Annotated in this window: 20 protein-coding genes; 6 read left to right on the forward strand and 14 right to left on the reverse strand. The window is 62.0% G+C overall.

Features of this window, described 5'->3' with window-relative positions; translation table 11 throughout:
- Positions 1-37 precede the first annotated feature (37 nt).
- Complete coding sequence (locus tag OF385_RS13855) at positions 38-1,153, reverse strand: histidinol-phosphate transaminase (RefSeq protein WP_264275892.1); 1,116 nt, start codon at positions 1,151-1,153, stop codon at positions 38-40.
- An 81-nt stretch (positions 1,154-1,234) separates the two neighbouring features.
- Here OF385_RS13855 and OF385_RS13860 point away from each other — a divergent pair, with 81 nt between their 5' ends.
- On the forward strand, positions 1,235-1,621 hold the full coding sequence (locus OF385_RS13860; protein ID WP_264275893.1) for a phage holin family protein: 387 nt from the start codon (positions 1,235-1,237) through the stop codon (positions 1,619-1,621).
- A gap of 74 nt (positions 1,622-1,695) precedes the next feature.
- On the opposite strand, the gene OF385_RS13865 is transcribed toward OF385_RS13860, so the two are convergent.
- Complete coding sequence (locus OF385_RS13865) at positions 1,696-3,051, reverse strand: hypothetical protein (protein ID WP_264275894.1); 1,356 nt, start codon at positions 3,049-3,051, stop codon at positions 1,696-1,698.
- A 2-nt stretch (positions 3,052-3,053) separates the two neighbouring features.
- Positions 3,054-3,326 (reverse strand): hypothetical protein, encoded by a 273-nt coding sequence (locus OF385_RS13870; protein ID WP_264275895.1) that lies wholly within the window; start codon positions 3,324-3,326, stop codon positions 3,054-3,056.
- 139 nt (positions 3,327-3,465) lie between these two features.
- Here OF385_RS13870 and purB point away from each other — a divergent pair, with 139 nt between their 5' ends.
- Entirely contained in the window at positions 3,466-4,872 is a 1,407-nt protein-coding gene (gene purB, locus OF385_RS13875) for an adenylosuccinate lyase (RefSeq protein WP_264275896.1), read from the forward strand.
- A 90-nt stretch (positions 4,873-4,962) separates the two neighbouring features.
- Here the strand turns inward: purB and OF385_RS13880 are convergent, their stop codons facing one another.
- From OF385_RS13880 to OF385_RS13905, 6 genes are all read right to left on the reverse strand, one after another.
- Complete coding sequence (locus OF385_RS13880; protein ID WP_264275897.1) at positions 4,963-5,583, reverse strand: hypothetical protein; 621 nt, start codon at positions 5,581-5,583, stop codon at positions 4,963-4,965.
- The gene (locus OF385_RS13885) at positions 5,583-6,173 is read right to left on the reverse strand and encodes a hypothetical protein (protein ID WP_264275898.1); all 591 of its coding nucleotides are present in this window, start codon (positions 6,171-6,173) and stop codon (positions 5,583-5,585) included. The genes OF385_RS13880 and OF385_RS13885 overlap by 1 nt, the downstream gene beginning before the upstream one ends.
- Positions 6,170-6,604 carry a hypothetical protein gene (locus OF385_RS13890; RefSeq protein ID WP_264275899.1) on the reverse strand — a complete coding sequence of 145 codons (435 nt, stop codon included), beginning with the start codon at positions 6,602-6,604 and terminating at the stop codon, positions 6,170-6,172. Before OF385_RS13890 ends, OF385_RS13885 begins: the two co-directional genes overlap by 4 nt.
- A 252-nt stretch (positions 6,605-6,856) precedes the next feature.
- On the reverse strand, positions 6,857-8,212 hold the full coding sequence (locus tag OF385_RS13895) for a TrbC/VirB2 family protein (protein WP_264275900.1): 1,356 nt from the start codon (positions 8,210-8,212) through the stop codon (positions 6,857-6,859).
- A gap of 30 nt (positions 8,213-8,242) precedes the next feature.
- On the reverse strand, positions 8,243-8,557 hold the full coding sequence (locus tag OF385_RS13900; protein WP_264275901.1) for a hypothetical protein: 315 nt from the start codon (positions 8,555-8,557) through the stop codon (positions 8,243-8,245).
- 116 nt (positions 8,558-8,673) lie between these two features.
- Complete coding sequence (locus tag OF385_RS13905) at positions 8,674-8,961, reverse strand: WXG100 family type VII secretion target (protein ID WP_264275902.1); 288 nt, start codon at positions 8,959-8,961, stop codon at positions 8,674-8,676.
- Between the two features lie 147 nt (positions 8,962-9,108).
- On the opposite strand from OF385_RS13905, the gene OF385_RS13910 reads away from it, so the two are divergent.
- On the forward strand, positions 9,109-10,149 hold the full coding sequence (locus OF385_RS13910; protein WP_264275903.1) for an RDD family protein: 1,041 nt from the start codon (positions 9,109-9,111) through the stop codon (positions 10,147-10,149).
- On the forward strand, positions 10,146-14,600 hold the full coding sequence (locus tag OF385_RS13915; RefSeq protein WP_264275904.1) for an FtsK/SpoIIIE domain-containing protein: 4,455 nt from the start codon (positions 10,146-10,148) through the stop codon (positions 14,598-14,600). Before OF385_RS13910 ends, OF385_RS13915 begins: the two co-directional genes overlap by 4 nt.
- 69 nt (positions 14,601-14,669) lie before the next feature.
- Here the strand turns inward: OF385_RS13915 and hxlA are convergent, their stop codons facing one another.
- Together hxlA and hxlB are read right to left on the reverse strand one after the other, a co-directional pair.
- Positions 14,670-15,302, reverse strand: coding sequence for a 3-hexulose-6-phosphate synthase (gene hxlA / locus OF385_RS13920; protein WP_264275905.1), 633 nt, complete (start codon positions 15,300-15,302; stop codon positions 14,670-14,672).
- Between the two features lie 46 nt (positions 15,303-15,348).
- Positions 15,349-15,945 carry a 6-phospho-3-hexuloisomerase gene (gene hxlB / locus OF385_RS13925; protein ID WP_264275906.1) on the reverse strand — a complete coding sequence of 199 codons (597 nt, stop codon included), beginning with the start codon at positions 15,943-15,945 and terminating at the stop codon, positions 15,349-15,351.
- Between the two features lie 158 nt (positions 15,946-16,103).
- On the opposite strand from hxlB, the gene OF385_RS13930 reads away from it, so the two are divergent.
- Positions 16,104-17,420 carry a helix-turn-helix domain-containing protein gene (locus OF385_RS13930; protein WP_264275907.1) on the forward strand — a complete coding sequence of 439 codons (1,317 nt, stop codon included), beginning with the start codon at positions 16,104-16,106 and terminating at the stop codon, positions 17,418-17,420.
- Between the two features lie 56 nt (positions 17,421-17,476).
- Here OF385_RS13930 and OF385_RS13935 read toward each other — a convergent pair whose 3' ends face one another.
- On the reverse strand, positions 17,477-18,199 hold the full coding sequence (locus OF385_RS13935) for a hypothetical protein (RefSeq protein WP_264275908.1): 723 nt from the start codon (positions 18,197-18,199) through the stop codon (positions 17,477-17,479).
- Positions 18,200-18,270: 71 nt separating this feature from the next.
- Positions 18,271-19,719, reverse strand: a complete 1,449-nt coding sequence (locus OF385_RS13940; protein WP_264275909.1) for an amino acid permease — start codon at positions 19,717-19,719, stop codon at positions 18,271-18,273.
- A 129-nt stretch (positions 19,720-19,848) separates the two neighbouring features.
- Between OF385_RS13940 and mmuM the strand changes: the two genes are divergently transcribed.
- On the forward strand, positions 19,849-20,805 hold the full coding sequence (gene mmuM, locus OF385_RS13945) for a homocysteine S-methyltransferase (protein ID WP_264275910.1): 957 nt from the start codon (positions 19,849-19,851) through the stop codon (positions 20,803-20,805).
- On the opposite strand, the gene xdhC is transcribed toward mmuM, so the two are convergent.
- Entirely contained in the window at positions 20,806-21,639 is an 834-nt protein-coding gene (gene xdhC / locus OF385_RS13950) for a xanthine dehydrogenase accessory protein XdhC (protein ID WP_264275911.1), read from the reverse strand. It abuts the gene before it with no gap.
- Position 21,640 lies beyond the last annotated feature (1 nt).

The raw sequence follows: 21,640 nt of genomic DNA on the forward strand, positions 1-21,640 counted from the left end.
AGCCATTGACCGCTAAAACGCGAGACAGCAACCCCAATCAGCTATGCGCCAAATACCGTGATTCCTTGCACAGTTCAATGAATCGATCATTAGCTTCCGCTTCGCCGATCGATACCCGCACGCCTTCGTTGGCGAAACCACGCACCGAAAGCGCGACAGCATTTGCCCGTTCTACGAACTCCGAGGTCTTCTCTCCCAACGGCAACCAGACGAAGTTCGCTTGGGTCGAAGGGATCTTCCATCCCAAGTCCTTCAGCGCAGCCACCACACGCTCGCGTTCCTGAACCAACGAGTCGACTCGCTCAAGTACGCGGTCAATCTGCGCCAGCGATGCGACAGCAGCATCTTCGGCAACACTCGATACCGCGAACGGCGTAGCCATGACGCGGATGTTGTTGGTGATTTCCGGGTGGGAGACCGAATAGCCTACACGCAGATTCGCCAGGCCATGGGCTTTCGAGAAAGTACGCAGAAGAACAACGTTCTCATGCGCGTTGTAGGTATGAACGCCATCCACCGACTTTTCGTCGCGAACGAACTCGATGTAGGCCTCGTCCAGAACGACCAGGACGTTTTTGGGAACGCGGGCCAAGAAGTCATCAACTTCGGCCTGGGTCAGGATTGGCCCCGTCGGATTACTAGGCGTGCACAGCAAGATCACCGACGTGTTCTCATTGACGGCAGCGATCATGGCTTCAAGATCGTGGCGTCCGTCTTGCAGCAACGGAATCTCCACCGGAAGTGCACCGGCGCTCTGAACGAGAATCGGGTAAGCCTCGAAGGATCGCCAAGCGTAAATAACCTCATCCTGGATTCCATCTTCGTTCTGTCCCGCGAAGGTGCTCAGAATTTGAGTCAGCGCACCGAGGGACCCAGCACCGGTGACGATATCTTCAGCTGGCACATCCAAGTACTCGGACAGCGCTTCACGCAGTTTGGTCGACAGTGGATCTGGATAGCGGTTCAAGCTGCTTTGCTCGATCACGGCTTGGCGCACGGTATCCAATGGGCCGAATGGAATCTCGTTCGATGACAGTTTGTAGGCAGTGATGCCTTCTACAGGTGCTGGCGGCTTGCCTGCAGCGTATTTTGGGAGACGTGCAACGACGGGGCGTGGCTGCACCTGGTCTTGGGTCACCGGATTTTCAGTCATAGCTAAAGCGTATCCCCCATTTAAGGGCTGATTACATCCCTTCCACATTCCCAACTCAGCTTTTTATGACAGAGTTGAGGCATGAGCTTCCTCATTCGAGTCATCATTAATGCCTTGGCCCTCGCGGCCGCCGTTTGGATTGTCCCCGGCTTGCAGATTCACGCTGTCCGCGATGGAGCAGCAAGTACCGCAATCGCCTACCTTGTTGTCGCAGTAATCTTCGGCTTGGTTAACGCCCTGGTACGTCCTATCGTCAAGGTCTTTTCCTTGCCGATCACCTGCCTGACGTTGGGCTTGTTCACCATCGTGATCAATGCGCTGATGCTGTTGCTCACTTCTTGGCTGACGAGCTTCACGCCCATCGAGCTCTCCATTGAATCCTTCTGGTGGGATGCCATCGCCGGAACGATCATCATTGCGATCGTCTCCGCAGTTTTGGGACTGTTCGTCAAGAGCGACAGAGACTGACTCTGATTGGTCGTTCATCTCGTATAAAAGTGGTTTCCCCAGCGGAAACCACTTTTTTACTACCTCTGCCCGCATCAGTGCGGAAGGCTCATATTCTTGAGTCTTTGCTCGTTGTCTCTGCGTTGTTTCTCAGTCATCCTGCGGGGTACGCGCTCAATCTTGAACTTCCGAATTTTCATCGGTGTTTTCGGCAATTGGAAGTGCCTGAGATGCTCGCGGATTTCAGGTTTCGGCTTCTCACCTAACTCCCGCAAGTGATCCCCATAGTTCTTGAGCTGGTGCGGCGCTCCGAACAAGGAATCCTCATCAAGCAGTGGTTTGATCTCCTCGCGTGGCCCGTCAAAGATTGTCGTGTAATGGTTCCGGCCCCTATTCTTGTTCGGCGTTCCATCTGTTCCTGGAACCATGTCCCTATCGTCTTCAACTGACAGGCTGCGTACGCGATCCGGGATTTCAATTCCGCCGATGGGGGAACCCAGGGTAATCATCTTGTTCATCTTGTACTTGCGATTCAAGAACTTGTTCTTGATCAACTGCGCCACATGAATTCCGCCTTGGGAGTATCCGGACAGGATGATCTCGTCTCCCTCCTTGGCACCGCTGGCTTCAATGGCATCGGCGATGGCATCCACGTAGTTCTCCGATTCAAGCTCCAAGCCATCAATAATTCCCCAATCATCCCAAGGATTTTTACCGCCATTCCTGTCTTGCGTACCCGGGAGAATCACCGCATAGGTATTCTCGTCGACCTCTACCACCATGAACTTTCCGTTATCCTCAGGGCCCCGGTCCTCCAGCATGCTGTGGAGTTCGTAGAAGCTCTCCGGCCCACCATTCACCTGGACTTCTTGCGGTGGGTCCTGCTGGGTAATGACGATTTCGGCATCACGACGTGAATCAAAGTGGCGCATCAACTCGGCCAACTCCCTGGTTTGGATTTCAACCTGATCGCCGAAGCTCTTGTTCCGGTCCAACATGAAATCCGGGCGCAGCAGCATCAACATGCGCAGGATTGTCTCCATGTGTCCAGTGGGTGGGCGCATGTTGTTGTTCTTGATGCCTTGAATGACGTCGCCAAGATTTTGCGCAAAGGTTTCGGCCAAAATCTGGTGTTCCACGCGGTTCTCGGCTGATTCGAAATTTCGGCCGGCTCGTCCAATAGCCGCGCTCAACTGCGTACTCTCAGAGGCCGATGATTCGGCCTGGAACACCGCTGCACGCAGCCGCCATATGAGCGTGTCCAAACTGGGGCTCCGCGCAACCAGGCAAGCACTGATGGCTGCTGCGGCAATGTCGCTTTGGCATCGGCTCGCGGCACGTTGAGCAGCGAGCACCCGGTCACGAACTTCAGCAAGCTCACGTGAGACCCGCTGGCAGATCCCATACGCCTGCGCGTAATCGGACTCGTTGTAATTGACGTCATACCCCATGATCAGAACGCCATTTTCTGCTTCATGATCAGCGACTCCAGTTCCTGGATCTCATGAATGGCAGCGCTGAGGTAGGCCTCGGATTCCACCAGCTCCTGGTTCAGCCGTTCCAACCAGGAGCTCAGCTCCAATACCCGTTCGTAGAAGGCTCGGCCAGCAGCAGATTTCCAAGTCAACAAGCCAATCGAATCTAGCTGCGTAATAGCGAACCGTGTAGTTTTCTGTGCGTCATCCAGCTGAAAAGCCATCGAGTCCAACGTTGCTGAGAACATCATTTTCCTGCTCCTCATCATTCGAATTCTGTTCCTCATCATGTGCGTGTGCTCGATGCCCCTGTGCAGGATTGTTGCTCGATGTGGAAACCTGCATGAAGTAAAAGATGTGATGGCGCGCCAGTGATGGAAGAATATGAGTATGGCTGAGATTGCGCGCACTTCCCTTGCTAATGAACCACTGGCTTTGACTGCCCTCGACGGACGCTACCGCAGCGCCGTGGCACCGCTAGTTGACTACCTTTCCGAAGCGGCTCTGAACCGCGATCGCGTTCACGTTGAAGTTGAATGGCTGATCCACTTGACCGACAACTCCGTTCTTCCAGGCACTGCCCCGCTGACCAATGATCAGAAGGCCGCCCTGCGCAAGATCGTCACCGACTTCAATGCAGATTCCGTGAAGGAACTGGCAGAGATCGAAGCAGTCACCGTTCACGACGTGAAGGCTGTCGAGTACTACATCGCCAACCGCCTCGAAGCCATCGGCATTGGCAACCTCAAGCCGCTGGTTCATTTCGGTTGCACCTCAGAGGACATCAACAACCTTTCGTACGCCCTGGGCGTGCAAGGCGGCGTCACCAGGGTCTGGCTGCCAGCAGCTCGCGATCTCGTCGCTCAGCTGGCCAAGATGGCTGAAGACTCCCGCGAAGTTCCAATGCTCTCGCGCACCCATGGCCAGCCAGCAACCCCTACGACCTTGGGCAAGGAACTGGCCGTTCTGGCGTGGCGCCTCACCCGCCAGCTGGACCGCATCGAAAAGACCGAATACCTCGGCAAGATCAACGGCGCCACCGGCACCTACGCAGCCCACTACGCATCGGTGCCAAGCGCCGACTGGCAGAAGGTTTCCCAGAGCTTTGTTGAGCACCTGGGCCTGACCTGGAACCCGCTGACCACCCAGATCGAATCCCATGACTGGCAGGCAGAGGTCTACGCAGACATCGCCCGCTTCAACAGCATCCTGCACAACCTGTGCACCGATGTCTGGAGCTACATCTCCATCGGCTACTTCGTACAGATCCCTGTGGCTGGTGCCACCGGCTCTTCAACCATGCCGCACAAGGTGAATCCAATTCGCTTCGAAAACGCCGAAGCCAACTTGGAGATCTCCAACGGACTGCTCAATACCCTCGGCTCCACCCTGGTGACCAGCCGCTGGCAGCGCGATTTGACCGACTCCTCCTCGCAGCGCAACATCGGCACCGCCATCGGCCACTCGGTGCTTGCGATCTCCAACGTTGCCAAGGGATTGGATCGTCTGGACGTTGCCGAAGCCGTACTGGCTGACGATCTGGACCACAACTGGGAAGTTCTCGCCGAGGCCATCCAGATGGTCATGCGCGCCGAGGCCATCGCCGGAGTCGAAGGCATGGACAACCCCTACGAGCGCCTGAAGGACCTGACCCGCGGCCACCGCGTGGATGCAGCCCGACTAAAGGAATTCGTGGGCGAGCTCGGCCTGTCCGCTGAGGCCGAGCAGCGCCTGCAGTCGCTGACCCCAGGCACCTACAACGGCATTGCCGCCCAGCTGGTTGACCACCTGAAATAGCAGGACATGCCCCGTGGGAGAGGCCCGGCGCATCTTGGAGGTCTCCAAGATGCGCCGGGCCTCTACTGTGCACCGCATGTCAGGCAGCCATCACGTTTGCATCCACTTCGTCTTCTGTTCCACAGCGATGCCATGAAGTGAAAATTGGCCCATGGCCATTTTGAAGTACTTCGAATAGTCTGCTTCGGGGTATCGCACCAAATCGATCTTGACCTCATGGCCGCCATCCGCAGCTTGCCGTCCGGGCAGGCCTGCATCGCCCGCGACCTTCAGCAGCAGCGAACGATGAAGCTGGGACGGGTCCCACAGCAGCTTGACCTTTGCCTCATTTTTATACTGGATGCTGGTGGCCGATTCAATGGACTCCCACGGGATCCGCCGTTCTCCGCGCACCACAAGTCCGGATTTCTCGACAATCATGTCGATAGCTTCCGCTCCGGTGCGCTTGAGGCCGGCCAAGGCCGTCACCGCGCCGATAGCGCCAAATATCAGTAGCGCGCCGCCGAATGCGGCCGGAATACCTTGCAGGCCGATTTGAGCTCGGCGGGAGGAAGTATCGGGGAGGTCGTTGCTGATCAGAAAAAACCCGAGGTAGGCAAGTACCGCGCCGATAACCAGAATGACCAGACTTTTCCGCAGCCTCGGCAGGTGGTGGTGCGGTTGCGTCACGAACCCGGTAACTTTTGGCGCACCGGATTTCCCTTTGCCCATCAGAACAACTCTCCCTCATCGTCTTCTGCGAATGAGACCGACTCGAAGAATTCGACCATTGGTTCCATCATGAATCCCAAGGTGGTCAGGTCCGAGTCATAGGCTTCCAGCACGAAAATCATTCCATGGCTGCGTCCAACGGTCCTGGTATGCCCAATGGCGGCGGCAGACTGAATTTGGCCAATCGCGATTTCCTCCGACGCGATGGTCGATGCTGATTGAATCACCTCGCCGAAAACCCCGGATTTGAAGGATTCCAGGTGCAAGGGGGTCACCGACTCGTATTCCGGCTTGGCAATTTCTTCCAGGGTTGACTCCGGGTCATCTTCGAAAATCGCCAGATGCGCTGTGCCCAGGGCGTGCCCGTCTTCCGGCGAATACCAGAAAGTGTGCGATGAATCCTCGAATTGGTTCACTGCGACTTCCACGGCCAGCTGCCGGTAGGTCTCTCGCAAATCTGCATCGTCGGGAATTGCGCATTGGGACAGGTCCTCGGCCCATTCTTCGGGAGTCTGGAAGCCATCTCCGGGAAAGTCCCGTGGCACCGGCAGCCACAGTTCCAGATCGGGTTCGATTTCATAGGCGGTCATTGCACTGGCACCCACTTGAAGCTTCCCAATATCGCATATCCCAGCTGCCTCAGCCCCTCATTCACTTCGTCCTGTTTCAACTGATCTAACTCAGCATAGGTGTACATCAGCCAAAGCCCTGCCTTGGGATCAGGATCGACGCTGCCATCGGGCAACGGGCGGGGCACCACCATATTTATGCCATGGCTTTGGAGTTCCTGGGCGTCCTTCGCCCTGGTACTCGTGTTCCAAAAGAACCAATCAGCATCCTCGACGGATTCCGTGCCCACCGCGCTCCCGCGAGCGGCACGTTGTACGGCTTCAGCCAAGGTGCCGCTCGGGCCGGTTTTCAGCGGAGTCACGATCAACGAGACCGGCCAGACCCCTGCTTTGCCACGCTCTGCCGGTATCGCGAAGCTAAGCGATCCACGCCGTCGCAGGTCCTCGAACATCTCATGGACCTTCTGACGGAGCATAAGCACGACATCGGCACGGCCCCGCGCCCGCGGCTCAGCCGTGACCAGCTTTACCAGAGCCTCTTCGAACTCGATGCTGGTCCTGAATTCACGCCAACCAGGAGGAAAAACCATGTGGTACCGGATCCCGGTAGGCGCTGGGCTAGTTTGCATTTGATCTTGGGCCATGATTTTTCTCCGCCACCGCTCGAGACCTGCTGTCTGGAAACAGGCCAGGGAAATCAGACATTATTTTTCGTTGACCTTTTTCTGGAGCCCAAAGAGGCCCACCGAGATCAGCCACTGTCCGAATTCTTCCCGTGTCGCTCCCTTGCCTACACCTTTGGCCCATTCTTCGGCGACTCGCGACACCTGGTGAGGATTATTTTTCACATACTCGGCCAGGGCACGTTGCTTCGCCGCACCTCCATCCAGCGCGTAGGTCACATACATTTTGAACTTGTTCTTCGAGAAGGAGTCCTCAAATCCCTGCATATATGCATCTTTTCGCCGGTTGTGGGCATCGCTGAATTTCTGCTTCTTGACATCATTCTGCCGACGGATTTGCTGGCGCCTTGGCCCCTTGCCTTTCACCCGGGTCATGCGTGGGCGTCTTCCAACGGGCTTGACCGAAGACCTGACGATACCTTTGGCACTGCTCGTGCGTGTCTTCGTCAGGGCCTTGAAGAAGCCCTTTGAGCCCTTACCCATACTGGAAAATACCTTGCCAAAGACACGGCCAAAAGGAACCAACCCAATGATGGCAAATGCCAGATCCGACCAAGACCCGTCGCCAACGGCCATTTTATATATCTCCATGCCCAAAACAATCACGGAAGCAACGAGCGCAATGGCACCAAGCACCAAAGCGAACGGTCCGGTAACGAAGATCGCAATAATCGCTGCGGCTATAGCGACATAGTTGAGGATATCGCCTATGAGTTGCATGGCTGTATCGTCATTTCCCGCGGCCGCAAAAGCATCCTCGATCTTTCCTACGGCCTCGTCGTAGGCGTCTTCCCAGTAGGAGACCCGGCCGTCGAATTTACCCCAGAGCTCCTCGAGCTCCTCTTCAGCATTCTGGCGCGCAGTCTGGGCATCTTTCAGGCCCTCTGCGGCGTCTTCTTTCTGCTCATCGGTGCCTTCCCCCATGCCGAGGAACCCGTCATGTTCATTGACAAGGCCTTGCGCATCGTCTTCGAGATTCCGCTTTGACTCCGCATTCGTATTGGCTTCTTGGATATCTTCAATCAACGTGCTCAAAGAGGCATAAGTGTCAATCCCACCCTGAGCTGTGCACTGGGCAAAGGCACCTTGAACGCTGGCTAGGGCGGAGGCATAATTCTTCAGTGCCTCTCCCGTACCGTTATAGCGGATCGCGGCCTTGCGCAGATCCGGAAAGACCTCGTCGGCTGATTCCCTAACCTTGGTGATGGCTTCGGAGACTAAATCAGTGGTTCCGTTGCTGATATCTTCCAGACGATTGGCAGCACGATCCATCGCCTCGCTAGAGCGAATCAGCTCCACGGCATGGCGATGAATGTCTGCTGCATCTCCGTCAATCAGTTCAAGGCTCTCGCCGGTGATTGGTGATTGCAGGCTCATGACTGCGTTCCTTCTGTTGGTCTGCCGTGTTTACTTAGGAGTATCGCTCTTCCGTGAATTCAGGAATGCTTGTTGGGTTTTCGTATCCCATTCCTTGAATCCGTCTCGGATATCCTTCAGCTGCTGATGAACGCCGTCTAGCTTCTCCACCAGGTCTTCGCGCGTGTCATTCCAGTCATTCTCGAAATCTTCAACGCGATCCTTGAGGTCCCCTTTGCCTTTGGGGGTGCCAACCGATCGTGCGATATCCTTTGCAATCTCCGAAGCATCTTTAAAGTCTGTGGTGCTTGCCCCTAGATCGGCAACGATCTCGTCAAGTCGGGCCAAATAGATGATATCGCCCACTGGTCAATGGCTCCTTTTTCGATAAAAGACGACTACATGAATTGCTTGACCGACCAGCGTAGTGGCCGCCTTCGCACTTGCCAGGCGGCCACCTCATGTCGCACTAGCACGAGGTGCTACTGGCCAGCCATTCCGCGGTCGGTGTCCTGGATCTGCGACATCATGTCGCGCAGCGCCGTCGCCATGTCGTTGATGCCATCGAAGGCCTTCTTCAGGCCCTGGTCCAATTCCTTGTAGCCCTCGCCGAACTGCCCCGAAGCGTGCTCGGTGGTGAAGTCCTCCCCCAGCAGCTTGTCAACACCGGAGTGCAGCTGTTCCAGGATTCCATCCAGGTCATCGCGGCCGGTATCCAGCTTCGACGCCATGGCTTCCATTTCACCGTAATTGGCCTTGAAATCAGTCATAACTCTTCTCCTCTGAGCATTCAGCAAGCCCGTTGTTCGGACCTCAATGGCAGGTAACGCAATCTACGCTAATGTGGCAAATGGCTTTAATACAATGGGGAGAACTCCCCGTGGCGGATCAATATCCCACTGCAGTAGAAAGAACCTATGGACGTCGTCGCAGCAACTCTCGCCAAATCCCGCACACTCGGAATGCGGCCGGCCAATGCTCGCTTGCGCATCTGGTCCTACCTGATCGACTACGCCGTGGCGTGCGCCGCGTTGCTGCCCGCAGCTATCGGCTTCGTGGTCTTCCGGGTCAGCGGCACCTTCTCCATGGTCCCGGCGGCATTGAGCGGTATCAGCGCGCTGCTGCTGCTGGTCTATGCTGTAGTGCTGCTATCGATGAACAGCCGCAAGGGCAACTCACCGGGCAAATCCGCCATGCGGCTGCGCGCCGCGCAGGTGGGCACATTCCGTGCCCCCGGCCTTGCGCGGGTGCTCGTCGCCGGATTGGTCTTCCTGCTCAGCCATCTGGTCCCGGTCATCGGCCCGGCACTGCTGCTGCTCTCCTGCCTATTCGACAAGGAGCACCACCGCAGCTGGCTGGACAAGATCGCCCAGACCTTCGTGGTGGACGTCCGCAATGGCCTGGATCCCACCAATTCGCGGGCGCTGGCCCGGGCAGAGTACCTGCTTTCCCGCCCCGAACGCGATGTCTCCGAGCACCTGCCCTCGCTGGGCACGGCCGAGGACGCGGAGCTGGACGAGGTGGTGCTCCCCTCGCGCCCGAGGTCCACTGCGGGCATCATCGGCGCGCAGAACAGCGACTGGCATGCGGCGCCGGAGAATTTCGGCGGAGTCATCCGGCGCGCGGCCTTCGCATTCGATGACGGCTCCTATATTCCGGTGCCCGAATCCGGGCTCATCGGCCGGGCTCCGCAAGCCCAGGGCAGTGCCGGCAACGAGCTGCTGATCGCGTTGAAGGATCCACAGCGCCTGCTGTCCAAAACCCATCTGGCCTTCGGCTGCGACGGGGCGAGCGTATGGGTCATGGACCTGGACTCCGGCAACGGGACCCAGATCACCGTGGCTTCCGGCGCCCCCTATAACATCTCGTCCCGCACCCGGGTGAACCTCAACGACGGCGACATCGTCCATGTGGGCAGCCGTTCCTTCCGCATCGCTTTCCAGGAGACCGACCAGTGAAAATCAAGGCCACGCTCAGGCGACCGGACACCAGCACCGCCGACATCGTGATGACCTGCGATGCCACCGCAACCGTGGGCGACGCGGCCCGGGCTCTTGCAGGTGACCAGTCCCCGGAACGACCCACCCTGCTGGCCACGGCCGCCGGCACCGCGCCGGTCCAGCTGGACCCGCAGACCCTGCTGGCCGAGGCCGAGCTCGGCTCCGGCTTCTCCATCGAGGTCGTGCCGACCACCGATGCCTTCGTCTCGGGAGGTTCGGCGGCCGCGGTGCTGCGCATCGCCAATGGGCCGGACGCCGGCATGGCCTTTGCCCTGCCGGCGGGCACCTCAACGGTGGGCCGCTCGGAAAAGTCCACTGTGGTGCTCAACGACCGCCTGGTCTCCACCCGGCACGCCCGCATCGAGGTGGGAAGCAAGATCGAGCTGGTGGATCTGAACTCCGCCAACGGCATCCTGGTTGACGGCGGGCTGGTGCAGCGGGTGGCCGTGATCCCCGGGCAGCTCATCACCCTGGGATCCACCGATGTCTACTTCGAGCTGCTGCCGCGGCATACCACCGGGCAGTCCCCGGTGCACGAGAAGGGCGGCTCGATCATCTTCAACCGCTCCCCCCGCGTGGAGATCCGCTATCCGGGCCAGGAGCTGCCCCGCCCCGCGATTCCGCAGGAAGCCACCCCCAAGCTCTTCCCATGGCCGATGATCTTCGCGCCGCTGATCATGGGACTGACCATTTTCTCGCTGACCCAGCGCGTCTTGTCGCTGATCGTCGTCCTGGTCTCCCCGCTGATGATGCTGGGCAACCTGATCGGGCAGCGCACCCAGGATGGCAACAAGCTGCGCCTGGAAATCGAGACCTTCGAACGGCAATTCGAGCAGCTGGAGGATGCCCTGCTGAACGGGGAGGACGCCGAGCGATCCCACCGGCGCAGCGAGGCCCCGGCCACCGCCACGGTCTTCGAGCAGGCCGAGTCGCTCGGCCCGCTGCTCTGGACCCGGCGCCCCGAGCACTGGAATTTCCTCTCGCTGAGATTGGGGTCCGGCTCCGCGCGCAGCCGCACCACCGTCGCCGAGCTCTCGGACCGGTCCGGGCTGCAGGATTACGTGGAGCGGGTGGAGCAGCTCACCGAGAAATACCGGATGATCGACGATGTCCCGATCATCGAGCTGCTGCCCGCGGCCGGGGCCATCGGCATCGCCGGTCCGCGCCTTCAGACCGCCGACGCCCTGCGCTCGCTGGCGGTGCAGCTCTTCGGCCTGCACGCGCCCAATGACCTGTGCACCGCGGCGATCATCGACCCGGCCTGGACCGAGGACCTGGAGTGGCTCAAGTGGCTGCCGCACACCACCGGCCCGCGCTCCCCGCTGGCCAATGTCGCGATGGCCGACACCCAGCCCTCGGGCACGGTGCTGCTCAACGCCCTCGAAGAACTGATCGCCCGGCGCAACGACCCATCCTCCTACCGCCTGGGCCCGCTGGCCACCAGGGACTCCTCCATGGAGATGGGCAAGGAGGTCGGCGAGCAGAATACCAAGGTTCCGCCGGCCAAGGACCTGTCGCTGGTGCTCTTTGTCAGCAATGACGCCCCGGTAGACCGCGCCCGGCTCTCGCAGATCATCGAGCGCGGCCCGGCCGTGGGCATCTACACGATTTTCGCGGCTCCCACCGTCGAGTCCCTGCCCGCGGCCTGCCGCACCTTCCTGGACGTCACCGACGGACTGGACGCCGCGCGGGTCGGCTGGGTCCGCTCCGGCGAGGAAGCGAGGCAGGTCGCCGTCGAAGGGGTCTCGCGCGAGCACGCGGAGCACTTCGCCCGCCGGCTGGCCCCGGTCGTGGATTCCAGCTCGCTGATCCCGGACTCCTCGGATATCCCCGACTCGGTGTCCCTGCTGCGGGTTCTGGGCCCCGAGCTGGCCGAGTCCCCCGAGGCGGTCCTCGAGCGCTGGAAGCAGAACAACTCGGTGATCGACCGCGCTGCCGCCGGTGCGAGGCCGCGGCTCAAGCGCGCCGGGACGCTGCGCGCCTACATCGGCCAGGGCACCCCGGATGCGATGAGCCTCGACTTGCGCACCCAGGGGCCGCACGCCCTGGTGGGTGGCACTACCGGCTCGGGCAAGTCCGAGTTCCTGCAGGCTTGGGTGCTGGCCATGGCCGCCGAGTACAGCCCGGACCGGGTCACCTTCCTGTTCGTGGACTACAAGGGCGGTTCGGCCTTCGCCGACTGCGTGGAGCTGCCGCACTGCGTCGGGCTGGTCACCGACCTCTCCCCGCACCTGGTCCGCCGCGCGCTGATGAGCCTGCGGGCCGAGCTGCACCACCGCGAGAAGCTCTTCCACCGCAAGAAGGCCAAGGACCTGCTGGAGCTGGAAAAGCGCCAGGACCCGGAAACCCCGCCGGCCTTGGTGCTGGTGGTGGACGAATTCGCCGCCCTGGCCGGCGAGGTGCCCGAGTTCGTGGATGGCGTGGTGGACATCGCCCAGCGCGGCCGTTCCCTGGGCATCCACCTGATCCTGGCCACCCAGCGCCCGGCCGGCGTCATCAAGGACAACCTGCGCGCCAATACCAACCTGCGCGTGGCCCTGCGCATGGCCGACGCCGCGGACTCCAACGATGTGGTGGAGGACCCGATTGCCGCGGGCTTCGACCCCTCGCTGCCCGGACGCGGCATCGCCAAGACCGGACCCGGCCGGCTGGTTCCCTTCCAGTCCGGCTATGCCGGCGGCTGGACCACCGATGAGCCCGAGGCCGCCGAGGTGCGCGTGGAGGACCTGCGCTTCGGCGGGGTCCGCGTCTGGGAGCAGCCCGAATCCGCCAGCGAGCAGATCGAGGAGAACAGCGGGCCGAATGACCAGAAGCGCCTGGTCTCCAGCTTCATCGCCGCCTCCCAGGGCGCCGGCATTCCGGCCCCGCGCCGGCCGTGGCTCGATGACCTGGCGGCGACCGTGGACCTGCGCGAGCTGGCCCCGGACTCGGACAGCAGGATCCCGTTGGCGCTGGCCGACATCCCCGAGCACCAGGCCCAGCAGACGGCCTGGTTCGAACCGGATACCGACGGCCACCTGCTGATCTACGGCACGTCCGGCGCCGGAAAGTCCGCGGCCCTGCGCAGCATCGCGCTCGCGGCCGGCGCCAATCCTTCGGCCGGCACCGCCGCGGTGTACGCCTTGGAATTCGGCACCAGCTCGCTGCGCTCCCTGGATCCGCTGCCCCATGTCGGCGCCGTGATCGGCGGCGACGACGTGGAGCGCATCCAGCGCGTCTTCCGCATCCTCTCCGAGCACCTCGATGAGCGCTCCGCCCGCTATGCGGCTGCGAACGCCGCGAACTTGAGCGAATACCGCCAGGTCACCGGCAATATTTCCGAGCCGCGCATCTTCCTGCTGATCGACGGCTTCGGCCAGTTCCGCAGCGACTGGGAACTGGGCCACGGCCGCGGCGAGTTCTACCAGGTGTTCATGCGCATTGTGGGCGAAGGCCGCCCGCTGGGCGTGCACGTCGTCACCACCGCCGACCGCTTTGGCGCGGTGCCCACCGCGATCAGCGCGAACATCACCCAGCGCGTGGTGCTGCGCATGGCCGATGAGCAGGCCTACAACGTGCTGGGGGTGGCCAAGGACGTGCTCAGCGAACGCAGCGTCCCAGGACGCGCCATCATCAAGGGCCACGAGGCGCAGATCGCGGTGCTTGGCGGCACCGCCAACGTGGCCGAGCAAACGGCGTTGACCACCAGCTGGGCGCAGGAGCTGCGTGCTTCCGGGGCCCCGCAGGCCGCCGGCGTCGAAGCCCTGCCCCAGGAATTCTCCGCCGAGCTGCTTCCGGATACATTCCAGGGCGAACCGGTCATCGGGCTCTCGGATGCGACACTGGGCCCGTGCGGTTTCGAGCCGATCGGATCCTTTGTCATCGCCGGCCCTCCGCAGAGCGGCAAAACCACCGCGTTGCGCGCCATGGTCACCGCCCTGGAACGGGCCAACCCGGCCACCCAGTTCTTCCACATCGGCGGGCGGCGTGCCGAGCTGCGCACCTGGCGGATGTGGAACGGCACGGCTTCGGGTCCGGCCGAAGCCCGCCAGTTCGCCAAGGACATGGTGGACCAGGTCGCCGATGAGTCCATGCCCGGCAAGATGGTTTTCGTGGTCGAGAACTTCAGCGAATTCGCCGACTCGGATGCCGAGCGTCCGCTCAAGGAGCTGCTCAAGGCCATCAACCGCTCGGATCATTTCCTGGTGGCCGATGGCGATATCAACCAGTTCTCCTCCAGCTTCGGCTTGCTCGGCGAACTGAAGTCCAGCAGGCACGGCATCGCGCTCAAGCCCGACGCCTACGACGGGGACTCGCTGTTCAAGGTGCCCTTCCCGCGGGTCAAGCGCCACGAATTCCCGCCGGGCCGAGGCTTCATGGTCCAGAACGGCCAGCGGACGCTGGTCCACCTGCCGCTCGTCGAGCAGTAGGCCAGGCGCCCAAGCACAAGGAAAGGTGGATTCGCAACCGTGCGAATCCACCTTTCCTGGCACCTGCCCCTATGCGGCCTGGACCAGGGCTTCGCGCAGTTCGCGCGCCGCGAGGGCAGGATCCGCGGCACTGTAAATGGCTCCGCCAGCTACCGCCACCTGGGCTCCAGCCTTCTGGACCTCGCCGATCGTCGTGATGCTGACCCCGCCCGCCACGGAGAATGGGACTTCGGCGACGATTCCGGCCTTGAGCAGTCCATTGAGGTCATAGCCAGGTTGCGCCTGCTCATCCAGTCCAGCGTGGAACTCCACGAACTGCGCCCCCAGGGCAATGACTTCCCTGGCCCGCTTGGCCTTGTCCGCGATGCCGATCAGGTCGACAACGATTCCCTTGTCGCGTTCCTTCGCCGCTTTCACCGCACCTGCCACGGTGGAATCATCGGCGCTGCCCAGCACGGAGACCAGGTCGGCTCCGGCGGCAAAGGCGATGTCTGCCTCCAGCTCGCCGGCGTCCATGGTCTTCATATCGGCAAAGACGATCTTCTCCGGGTGGGCGCTCTTGATCGCGGCGATTGCCGAGAGGCCTTCGGCCTTGATCAGCGGCGTCCCCAGTTCGATGATATCGACGTAGGGTGCCACCTTGGCAGCCAGCTCCAAGGCGTCCTGCGTGGTCAGCAAATCGATGGCAACTTGAATTTTCATAGCTCTCTTCTTTCTTTGTAGTTTTCCGCCTGAATGCCCAAGGCTCTTATTCCAAATTGGCGTGTCTCATCCAGAGTTCTTCCGCCGTGGCATCCGAGGTCTTCCATAGGATGTGGAAGATGGTTTCGATGAGGACAAATAGCGACTGCTCGAACAGGCTGCCCGAATACTGCTCGGACAGCGAAGAGACGTGATCTGTTTTCCGCACGGCGGGAACCAGCACCGTGGTCGTCGCCAAGTTCGCCAGCGGCGAGCCGCCGTCGGTGGTCACAGCCAGGATCTGGGCACCAGTTTTGGCCGCCGTTTCGGCGCTCTTCACCACGCCGGAGGTGCTTCCGGACCCCGAGGCAACGACCAGGAGGTCATCGGCCCTGATCGCCGGGGTGGTGGTCTCCCCCACCACGTGCACTCTCAGCCCCAGATGCATGAACCGCATGGCGGCCATCCGCAGTACAAGTCCGCTGCGTCCAGCGCCGGCGAGAAAAACCCGCGGCGCCCCGCCGATCATCCGCGCGGCTTGGGCCGCCTGGGAGGCTTCCACGGCCCGCGCGCTGGTGGCGAGTTCCGCGAGAAGAACTTCCCTGGCACCAAGCACGGACTCGTCCGCCACTCTTGCCGCTGATACCGCCGGAGCTGCGCTCATGCTGTTCCCTTCGCTGGTTGCTGCGGGCTTGCTGAGCTCGCCCGGTTCAATACCTTCAATCCTCGCGAACCCTGCGGGTAGGCAATACTCCGTCTTCTGGCGGTTTCTCCCACCCGAAAGGGTAGGCGGGTGGACCGCGGGTGGATTAGGATCTCCCCATGCCAACGAATCAAGACACAGCCCCTGGCGTGGCAGATGATCGGCCCGCAGCATGGGATCTGCTCAGGAAGGTTTCATTGCTGGCCACCTCGCCCTTGCTTGACATCGCGCCGCGGCTGCAGGCTGCGCTCTCGCCGGCGGTCCGTTGTTCTGCCCTGCTGATCTTCACCGAGGATTGCGCCGACCGGCCGCAAAAGAAGTCCGGGGATGAATCGATTACGTCCAAAGCGAGCATCGAGGAACTGGAGCGTTTACGGCGTTCCCATTCCGAGCAGGTGCGCTGGCGCGCCACGGATCTGATCGCGGGCTCGGAGCGCGAAATACTTGCTCTGCGCTACGTGCCAAGCAATGCGCTGCTTGTTCTGGTGGACCCTGAATTCGGCGATGCACCCGTGGGACCTGCCGATTCAGGGGATCTGCTTGACTACTTATGGGATTTGGCGGCAGCTCGGATTCGAGAAAAAGTTGCTGATGCGCCGCCGTCCTATCTGCGCGAGTCCAGAGCGGTCTCGGCCGAGCGCACGCGGGTCACCACGGAGCTGGTGGATCGATTCTCTGCGAGCCTGGAGGCCCTGCTGGCCACGCTGCGCAGCGGGCACATCGCCGATGCCCCGGCACGCCAGAAAGCCACCGAGTGGGCAGCGCATACCCTGGTGGGCCTGCGCACCCGTGATGACCGAACGCATGGATTGGCCGAAGAACCGGTAGGCACCGCATTCAACCGCTTGCGCGATGACCTGCGCCCCCTGAGCGAGGCAGGCGGCGTGGAATTGCAATTCATCGAGCCGCCTGCCGACGGGCGGGCCTTGCCGGGCGAGGTCGCCCACGCGGCTCGTTCGATCATGCGCGGGTTGGCCATGGTCATGATGGAGCAGCCGAAGATCCAGCGGATTCGCGCGCAGTGGGACTGCGACGGGAAAAACCTGCTGATCCATGTCCGCGATGACGGTCTCGGTGCGTTGGACCACCAGGCACCGATCCTCCAAAGGCTCCAGCGCCAAGTGCAGGCGCTGAAGGGGACGCTGAACCTGTCGCCCATCGCCGGGTGGGGCACCGACGTCGCGGTAGCGCTGCCGCTGGATGCGCCGCGAAGCTCTGCGGTCGATGTTGCCCACTGGAAATTGGCCAAGCGCGAATTCGAGGTATTGCAGCTTCTCGCTTCCGGGCAGGGCAATCGCGCCATCTCCATGCAGCTGGGCATCAGCGAAAATACCGTGAAGTTCCACATCCGGAACGTGTTCAGGAAGCTGGAGGTCCGCTCCCGCGCCGAAGCCGCGGCTCTGGCCCATAGCCGCGGCATGATGGATGCTCCCTGAGGTGCTCGACAGCCGGTAGCAACGTGCTGCCGCTACCGGCCTGCACCAGAATCTGCTTAGAACTCGAAGTCGCCGAAATCCCCGCCGGCTCCGCCAAGGAAATCGCCGAAGAGCCCATCGCCGGCCGCGGAGATCTGGTCGCCCGCACCCGAGACGGTATCGCCCAAGCCCTCGGCCATGGATCCGAATTCCTCGCCGATCCCAGCGAAGCCTTCGAGCAATGGGCCGGCTATCGCGGTGCCGATGAAGGCACCGGCCACGCCTCCGAGCAAGCCTACGCCCAGCCCGCCGGCACCGGCGGCCAAGCCGCCGGCCAGACGGGAGCGCCCCGAGCCTGAACCCAGGATCTTTTCCATGAAGCCGGGACGCGAGACCTCGGCACGCGTTGCCGCCCGCGCCAAGTCCTGGGGCTGATCGCTAGCCGGGCGTTCTGCTGCCGGCAGCTGCCCAGCAAGCTCAGCCTGCAACTGCGCGCGTTGCTGCGGGGTCAGGCGGGCAAAGGCCTCGGCGTGGGCGCGTTCCATGTCCTGGGGCGGCGCTGTGCGCAGCATGTACTTGTACTTCTCGATCGCCGCCTGGTCCTCGCGCGAGACACCGGATGCCGGGCGCTGGGTGGAGTAATTCTGGTTCGCGTAGCCCTGGTTGTTGTAGTCCGGACGTTGCTGCTGCGAATAGCTGGGAGTTGTACCGCGCGATTTCTGCGAGCTGCGCTCGTTCAGCTGCTCGCGCACGTACTCGCCGGCCATCGCTTTGCCCTTGCGGATCAACTTGTTGAACATGGACACGACTATCACTCCTGGTTGAAGGGGTTAACGGCACGCTCTGCGAGCGCATCTACCCTCTTAAACTCCTAGGCCGCGGACTTAGTTCCCACCATTTCTGCTGCACGCTGCGGGCTGAAAACCCCAGCGCCGTGGCGCCACCGGTAATAGCCCAAGCAGGCCAGGGTGAAGGGCACGCCGAAAAGCAAGGCCGGTCGCTGCGCCGGATCGAATCCCACGCCAATCAGCGAGGCAACCAGCAGCACCAAGGCGATGATCGGCAGGACCGGGAACCATGGCGACTGGTAAGGCAGCGAGTCGGTGGATCCGTGCACGGCGACATGGTGGCGGCGGAAGGACAGATGCGATGCGCAAATCACGATCCACACGGCCACCACCGCGAACCCGGCAATGGACACCAGCGCGAGGAACAAGGATTCGGCGGCGATGAAGCTGGAGAACAGGGACACCAGTCCACCAAGCATGGACAGGCTCAGCGCCAGCATCGGGATGCCGCGGCTATTGGTCTGGGACAGCGCCTTGGGCGCCTGGCCTGCCGCGCCCATGGAATGCAGCATGCGGGCACAAGAGTACAGCCCGGAGTTGCCTGCCGAGAGCAGAGCCGTGATGATCACGAAGTTCATGATATCGGCGCCCGCTGGCAGGCCGGCGGCGTCCAGAACGGTCACGAATGGGCTCTCATTGGCGCCCGCTTCAGAGAAGGGAATGATCGCCGCAATCACCACGATGGCGCCGATGAAGAAGATGGTCAGGCGCACCACCGCGGTGCGGATAGCCCGCGGGATGCTCAACTGCGGGTTCTTCGCTTCGCCGGCGGCAACACCGATCAGCTCGGTGCCGCTGAAGGCGTAGAACACCGACAGGATGGTCACCAGCACGCCGGTGATCCCGGTCGGGAACAACCCGTCCTCGGTCTGGAAGTTCGAGAAGCCGATGGCTCCGGCCTCGCTGGCCGGGTTGATGCCGATGATCGTGGCGATGCCGACGACGATGACCAGCAGCACCGCGGCCACCTTGATCAGCGCGAACCAGAATTCGGTTTCTCCGAAGACCCGCGAGGAAATGGCGTTCAACACGAACAGCAAGGCGGCGAAGACCAGGGAGAAGACCCAGACCGATACCGAGGGGAACCAGCGCTGCATCAGCAGGCCGGCGGCGGTGAACTCACTGGCCAAGGCCACCGCCCAGCACAGCCAGTAGAGCCATGCCGTGGCGAATCCCCACGCAGGCCCCAAGTCGCGGGTGGCGTGGGCGTGGAAGCCGCCGGCCACCGGATGCCTTGCCGAAAGCTCGCCCAGCCCGCTCATCACCATGTAGGCCACCAGGGCGCCTACCGCGTAGGCCAGCACCGCACCGAGCGGTCCGGCCTGGGAAATGGTGTACCCGGAGGAGACGAACAGGCCCGAGCCGATCACGCCGCCCAGGGCGATCATGACCAGGTGGCGCGAGGTCATGGTCCTGCGCAGCCCGGACTCGGTTCCAGCGCTCTCGCGGCTGCTGATTGTGCTCTCGGTCATGGGGCTCCTTCTGAAATGAATGCGTTTCAGAATATCGAGATTCCTGCAACCGATTTGGCGGGCCCGTCATGTGCGGTCACACAGCGTCAAGCTCGGTCATCTAGGCCCTCTCCGTGTACCCTCGATGACGTGCTTACCGCAAAACACCCCAGCAATTTCCGTGATGCCTTGACCGCCGAAGGAACCGGACCGATCATCCTCGACGGAGGCCTTGGCACCCATCTGGCCGATCGCGGCAATGACGTCACCGGCGAACTGTGGTCTGCGCAGATCCTGATGGATCGCCCCGATGAGGTCCGCGCGGCGCACCGGGACTTTTTTGCCGCCGGCGCCCAGGTCGCCACCACCTGCTCCTACCAGGTCAGCCGTGACGGCCTGGAACAGGCAGGCTCCGCCGGCCAGTTCGAAACCATGCTGCGCACCAGCGTTGCGCTGGCCCGGGAAGCCGCCGGCGAAGAGGCGCAGGCTCCCACGCGCTGGGTCGCCGCATCCGTGGGACCCTATGGCGCAGGCCCGGGTGCTGGCACCGAATACGACGGCGCCTACGATCTGGGCGCCGCCGAACTGGCCCAATGGCACCGTGAACGGCTGGCCATTCTGGCGGGTACCGGAGCCGATGCCATCATCTTCGAGACCGTGCCGAGCCTTGCCGAGGTCGAAGCCTTGACCTTGCTGGCCAAGGACCTTGAGCTGCCTGCCATTCTCAGCGTGAATGTCCGCGCCGATGAGCATGGGCAGATCGTGTTGGGCGATGGCACTGATCTCCGGGATGCCGCGAAGCTTGTTGCCGAATCCGGCGCCTGGGCCGGCGTGGGCGTGAACTGCTGCCCGGTGCCCCAGGCGGTCGCCGCGCTGCGCATCCTTGGCGAAGAAACCGGTCTGCCGCTCTGCGTCTACCCGAACAGCGGCGAGATTTGGGACCACGAGTCCCGCGTCTGGGTTCCGGGCATCGAAGGCAACGATTTGCCTTCTGTGGTTCCCGAGCTCATCGCTGCCGGCGCGCGGCTGATCGGCGGTTGCTGCCAAGTCAGCCCCCAGCAGATCACCCGGGTCCGCGAAGCGGCCCAGGCGATTGCTGGCAACTAGCTAGGCCCGCAGCTCAACGACATCCGCCGAGCGCTTCACCGCAGGCTGTGCCAGCAGCCCCATGAGCTGGGCTGCCACGCTCACGGCGATCACTGCTGGCTGCTTGCCGGCCACCTCCGGAATCCCGATGGGACACTGGATCCGTGAGATCTGCTGTTCAGTGAATCCGTTGGCGGCCAGATTCTTGCGGAAGCGCGTCCATTTGGCTTTGGAGCCGATCAACCCGATGGAGCCCAGCGAAGGATGGCGCAAGGCGGCATCACTGAGGTGGAAGTCCTCGGCATGATCATGGGTCATGATCAGCACATGGCTGCCTTCGGGAAGCGTGCTGAGCACCTGCTCCCCCATGACTGCGACCTGGGCGCGGATCGAAGCAACACTGGGCTGCAGCACTCTCGCGGCGTCGATCGCCTCGGGCCGCGAATCGGTGAGATACAGGTCGATGGGGTGGCGGGAGAGGATCCGAGCCAATTCCATCCCCACATGCCCCACCCCGAAAAGTGCCACCGTTTCCGGGACCGGCAAGGGCTCGAGCAAGAGCCTGACTTCCCCGCCGCAGCATTGCCGGCCATAGGTTGCCGTGGCCTTGTCATTGAGCCGCAGCTCCATGGTTTCCGGGGCGGTGCTCCCCTGGCTGATCAACTCGCGAGCACGGGCGATGGCCGCCATTTCCAAGTTGCCGCCGCCGACCGTCCCGAAGGTTTCATCTGCGGCGATCACCATTTTGGCTCCGGCTTCACGTGGAGCATGTCCGCGCACCGCGGTGACGGTCAGCAGCACCGCGGCGCGCCGTTGAGCGTGCAAGGTGCTGACCGCATCAATCCACAGTTCCATG

The sequence above is a fragment of the Glutamicibacter sp. JL.03c genome (assembly GCF_025854375.1).
In the GTDB taxonomy this organism is placed as follows: Bacteria; Actinomycetota; Actinomycetes; order Actinomycetales; family Micrococcaceae; genus Glutamicibacter.

What these genes read in the sequence shown, in the direction of transcription:
- OF385_RS13870 (WP_264275895.1), bottom strand. Translation starts at nt 3,326, where the DNA reads ATGATGTTCTCAGCAACGTTGGACTCGATGGCTTTTCAGCTGGATGAC.
- OF385_RS13895 (WP_264275900.1), bottom strand. Translation starts at nt 8,212, where the DNA reads ATGAGCCTGCAATCACCAATCACCGGCGAGAGCCTTGAACTGATTGAC.
- OF385_RS13855 (WP_264275892.1), bottom strand. Translation starts at nt 1,153, where the DNA reads ATGACTGAAAATCCGGTGACCCAAGACCAGGTGCAGCCACGCCCCGTC.
- OF385_RS13885 (WP_264275898.1), bottom strand. Translation starts at nt 6,173, where the DNA reads ATGACCGCCTATGAAATCGAACCCGATCTGGAACTGTGGCTGCCGGTG.
- OF385_RS13890 (WP_264275899.1), bottom strand. Translation starts at nt 6,604, where the DNA reads ATGTTCGAGGACCTGCGACGGCGTGGATCGCTTAGCTTCGCGATACCG.
- OF385_RS13865 (WP_264275894.1), bottom strand. Translation starts at nt 3,051, where the DNA reads ATGGGGTATGACGTCAATTACAACGAGTCCGATTACGCGCAGGCGTAT.
- hxlB (WP_264275906.1), bottom strand. Translation starts at nt 15,945, where the DNA reads ATGAGCGCAGCTCCGGCGGTATCAGCGGCAAGAGTGGCGGACGAGTCC.
- OF385_RS13905 (WP_264275902.1), bottom strand. Translation starts at nt 8,961, where the DNA reads ATGACTGATTTCAAGGCCAATTACGGTGAAATGGAAGCCATGGCGTCG.
- OF385_RS13910 (WP_264275903.1), top strand. Translation starts at nt 9,109, where the DNA reads ATGGACGTCGTCGCAGCAACTCTCGCCAAATCCCGCACACTCGGAATG.
- OF385_RS13880 (WP_264275897.1), bottom strand. Translation starts at nt 5,583, where the DNA reads ATGGGCAAAGGGAAATCCGGTGCGCCAAAAGTTACCGGGTTCGTGACG.
- OF385_RS13940 (WP_264275909.1), bottom strand. Translation starts at nt 19,719, where the DNA reads ATGACCGAGAGCACAATCAGCAGCCGCGAGAGCGCTGGAACCGAGTCC.
- purB (WP_264275896.1), top strand. Translation starts at nt 3,466, where the DNA reads ATGGCTGAGATTGCGCGCACTTCCCTTGCTAATGAACCACTGGCTTTG.
- OF385_RS13935 (WP_264275908.1), bottom strand. Translation starts at nt 18,199, where the DNA reads ATGTTCAACAAGTTGATCCGCAAGGGCAAAGCGATGGCCGGCGAGTAC.
- OF385_RS13860 (WP_264275893.1), top strand. Translation starts at nt 1,235, where the DNA reads ATGAGCTTCCTCATTCGAGTCATCATTAATGCCTTGGCCCTCGCGGCC.
- OF385_RS13930 (WP_264275907.1), top strand. Translation starts at nt 16,104, where the DNA reads ATGCCAACGAATCAAGACACAGCCCCTGGCGTGGCAGATGATCGGCCC.
- hxlA (WP_264275905.1), bottom strand. Translation starts at nt 15,302, where the DNA reads ATGAAAATTCAAGTTGCCATCGATTTGCTGACCACGCAGGACGCCTTG.
- xdhC (WP_264275911.1), bottom strand. Translation starts at nt 21,639, where the DNA reads ATGGAACTGTGGATTGATGCGGTCAGCACCTTGCACGCTCAACGGCGC.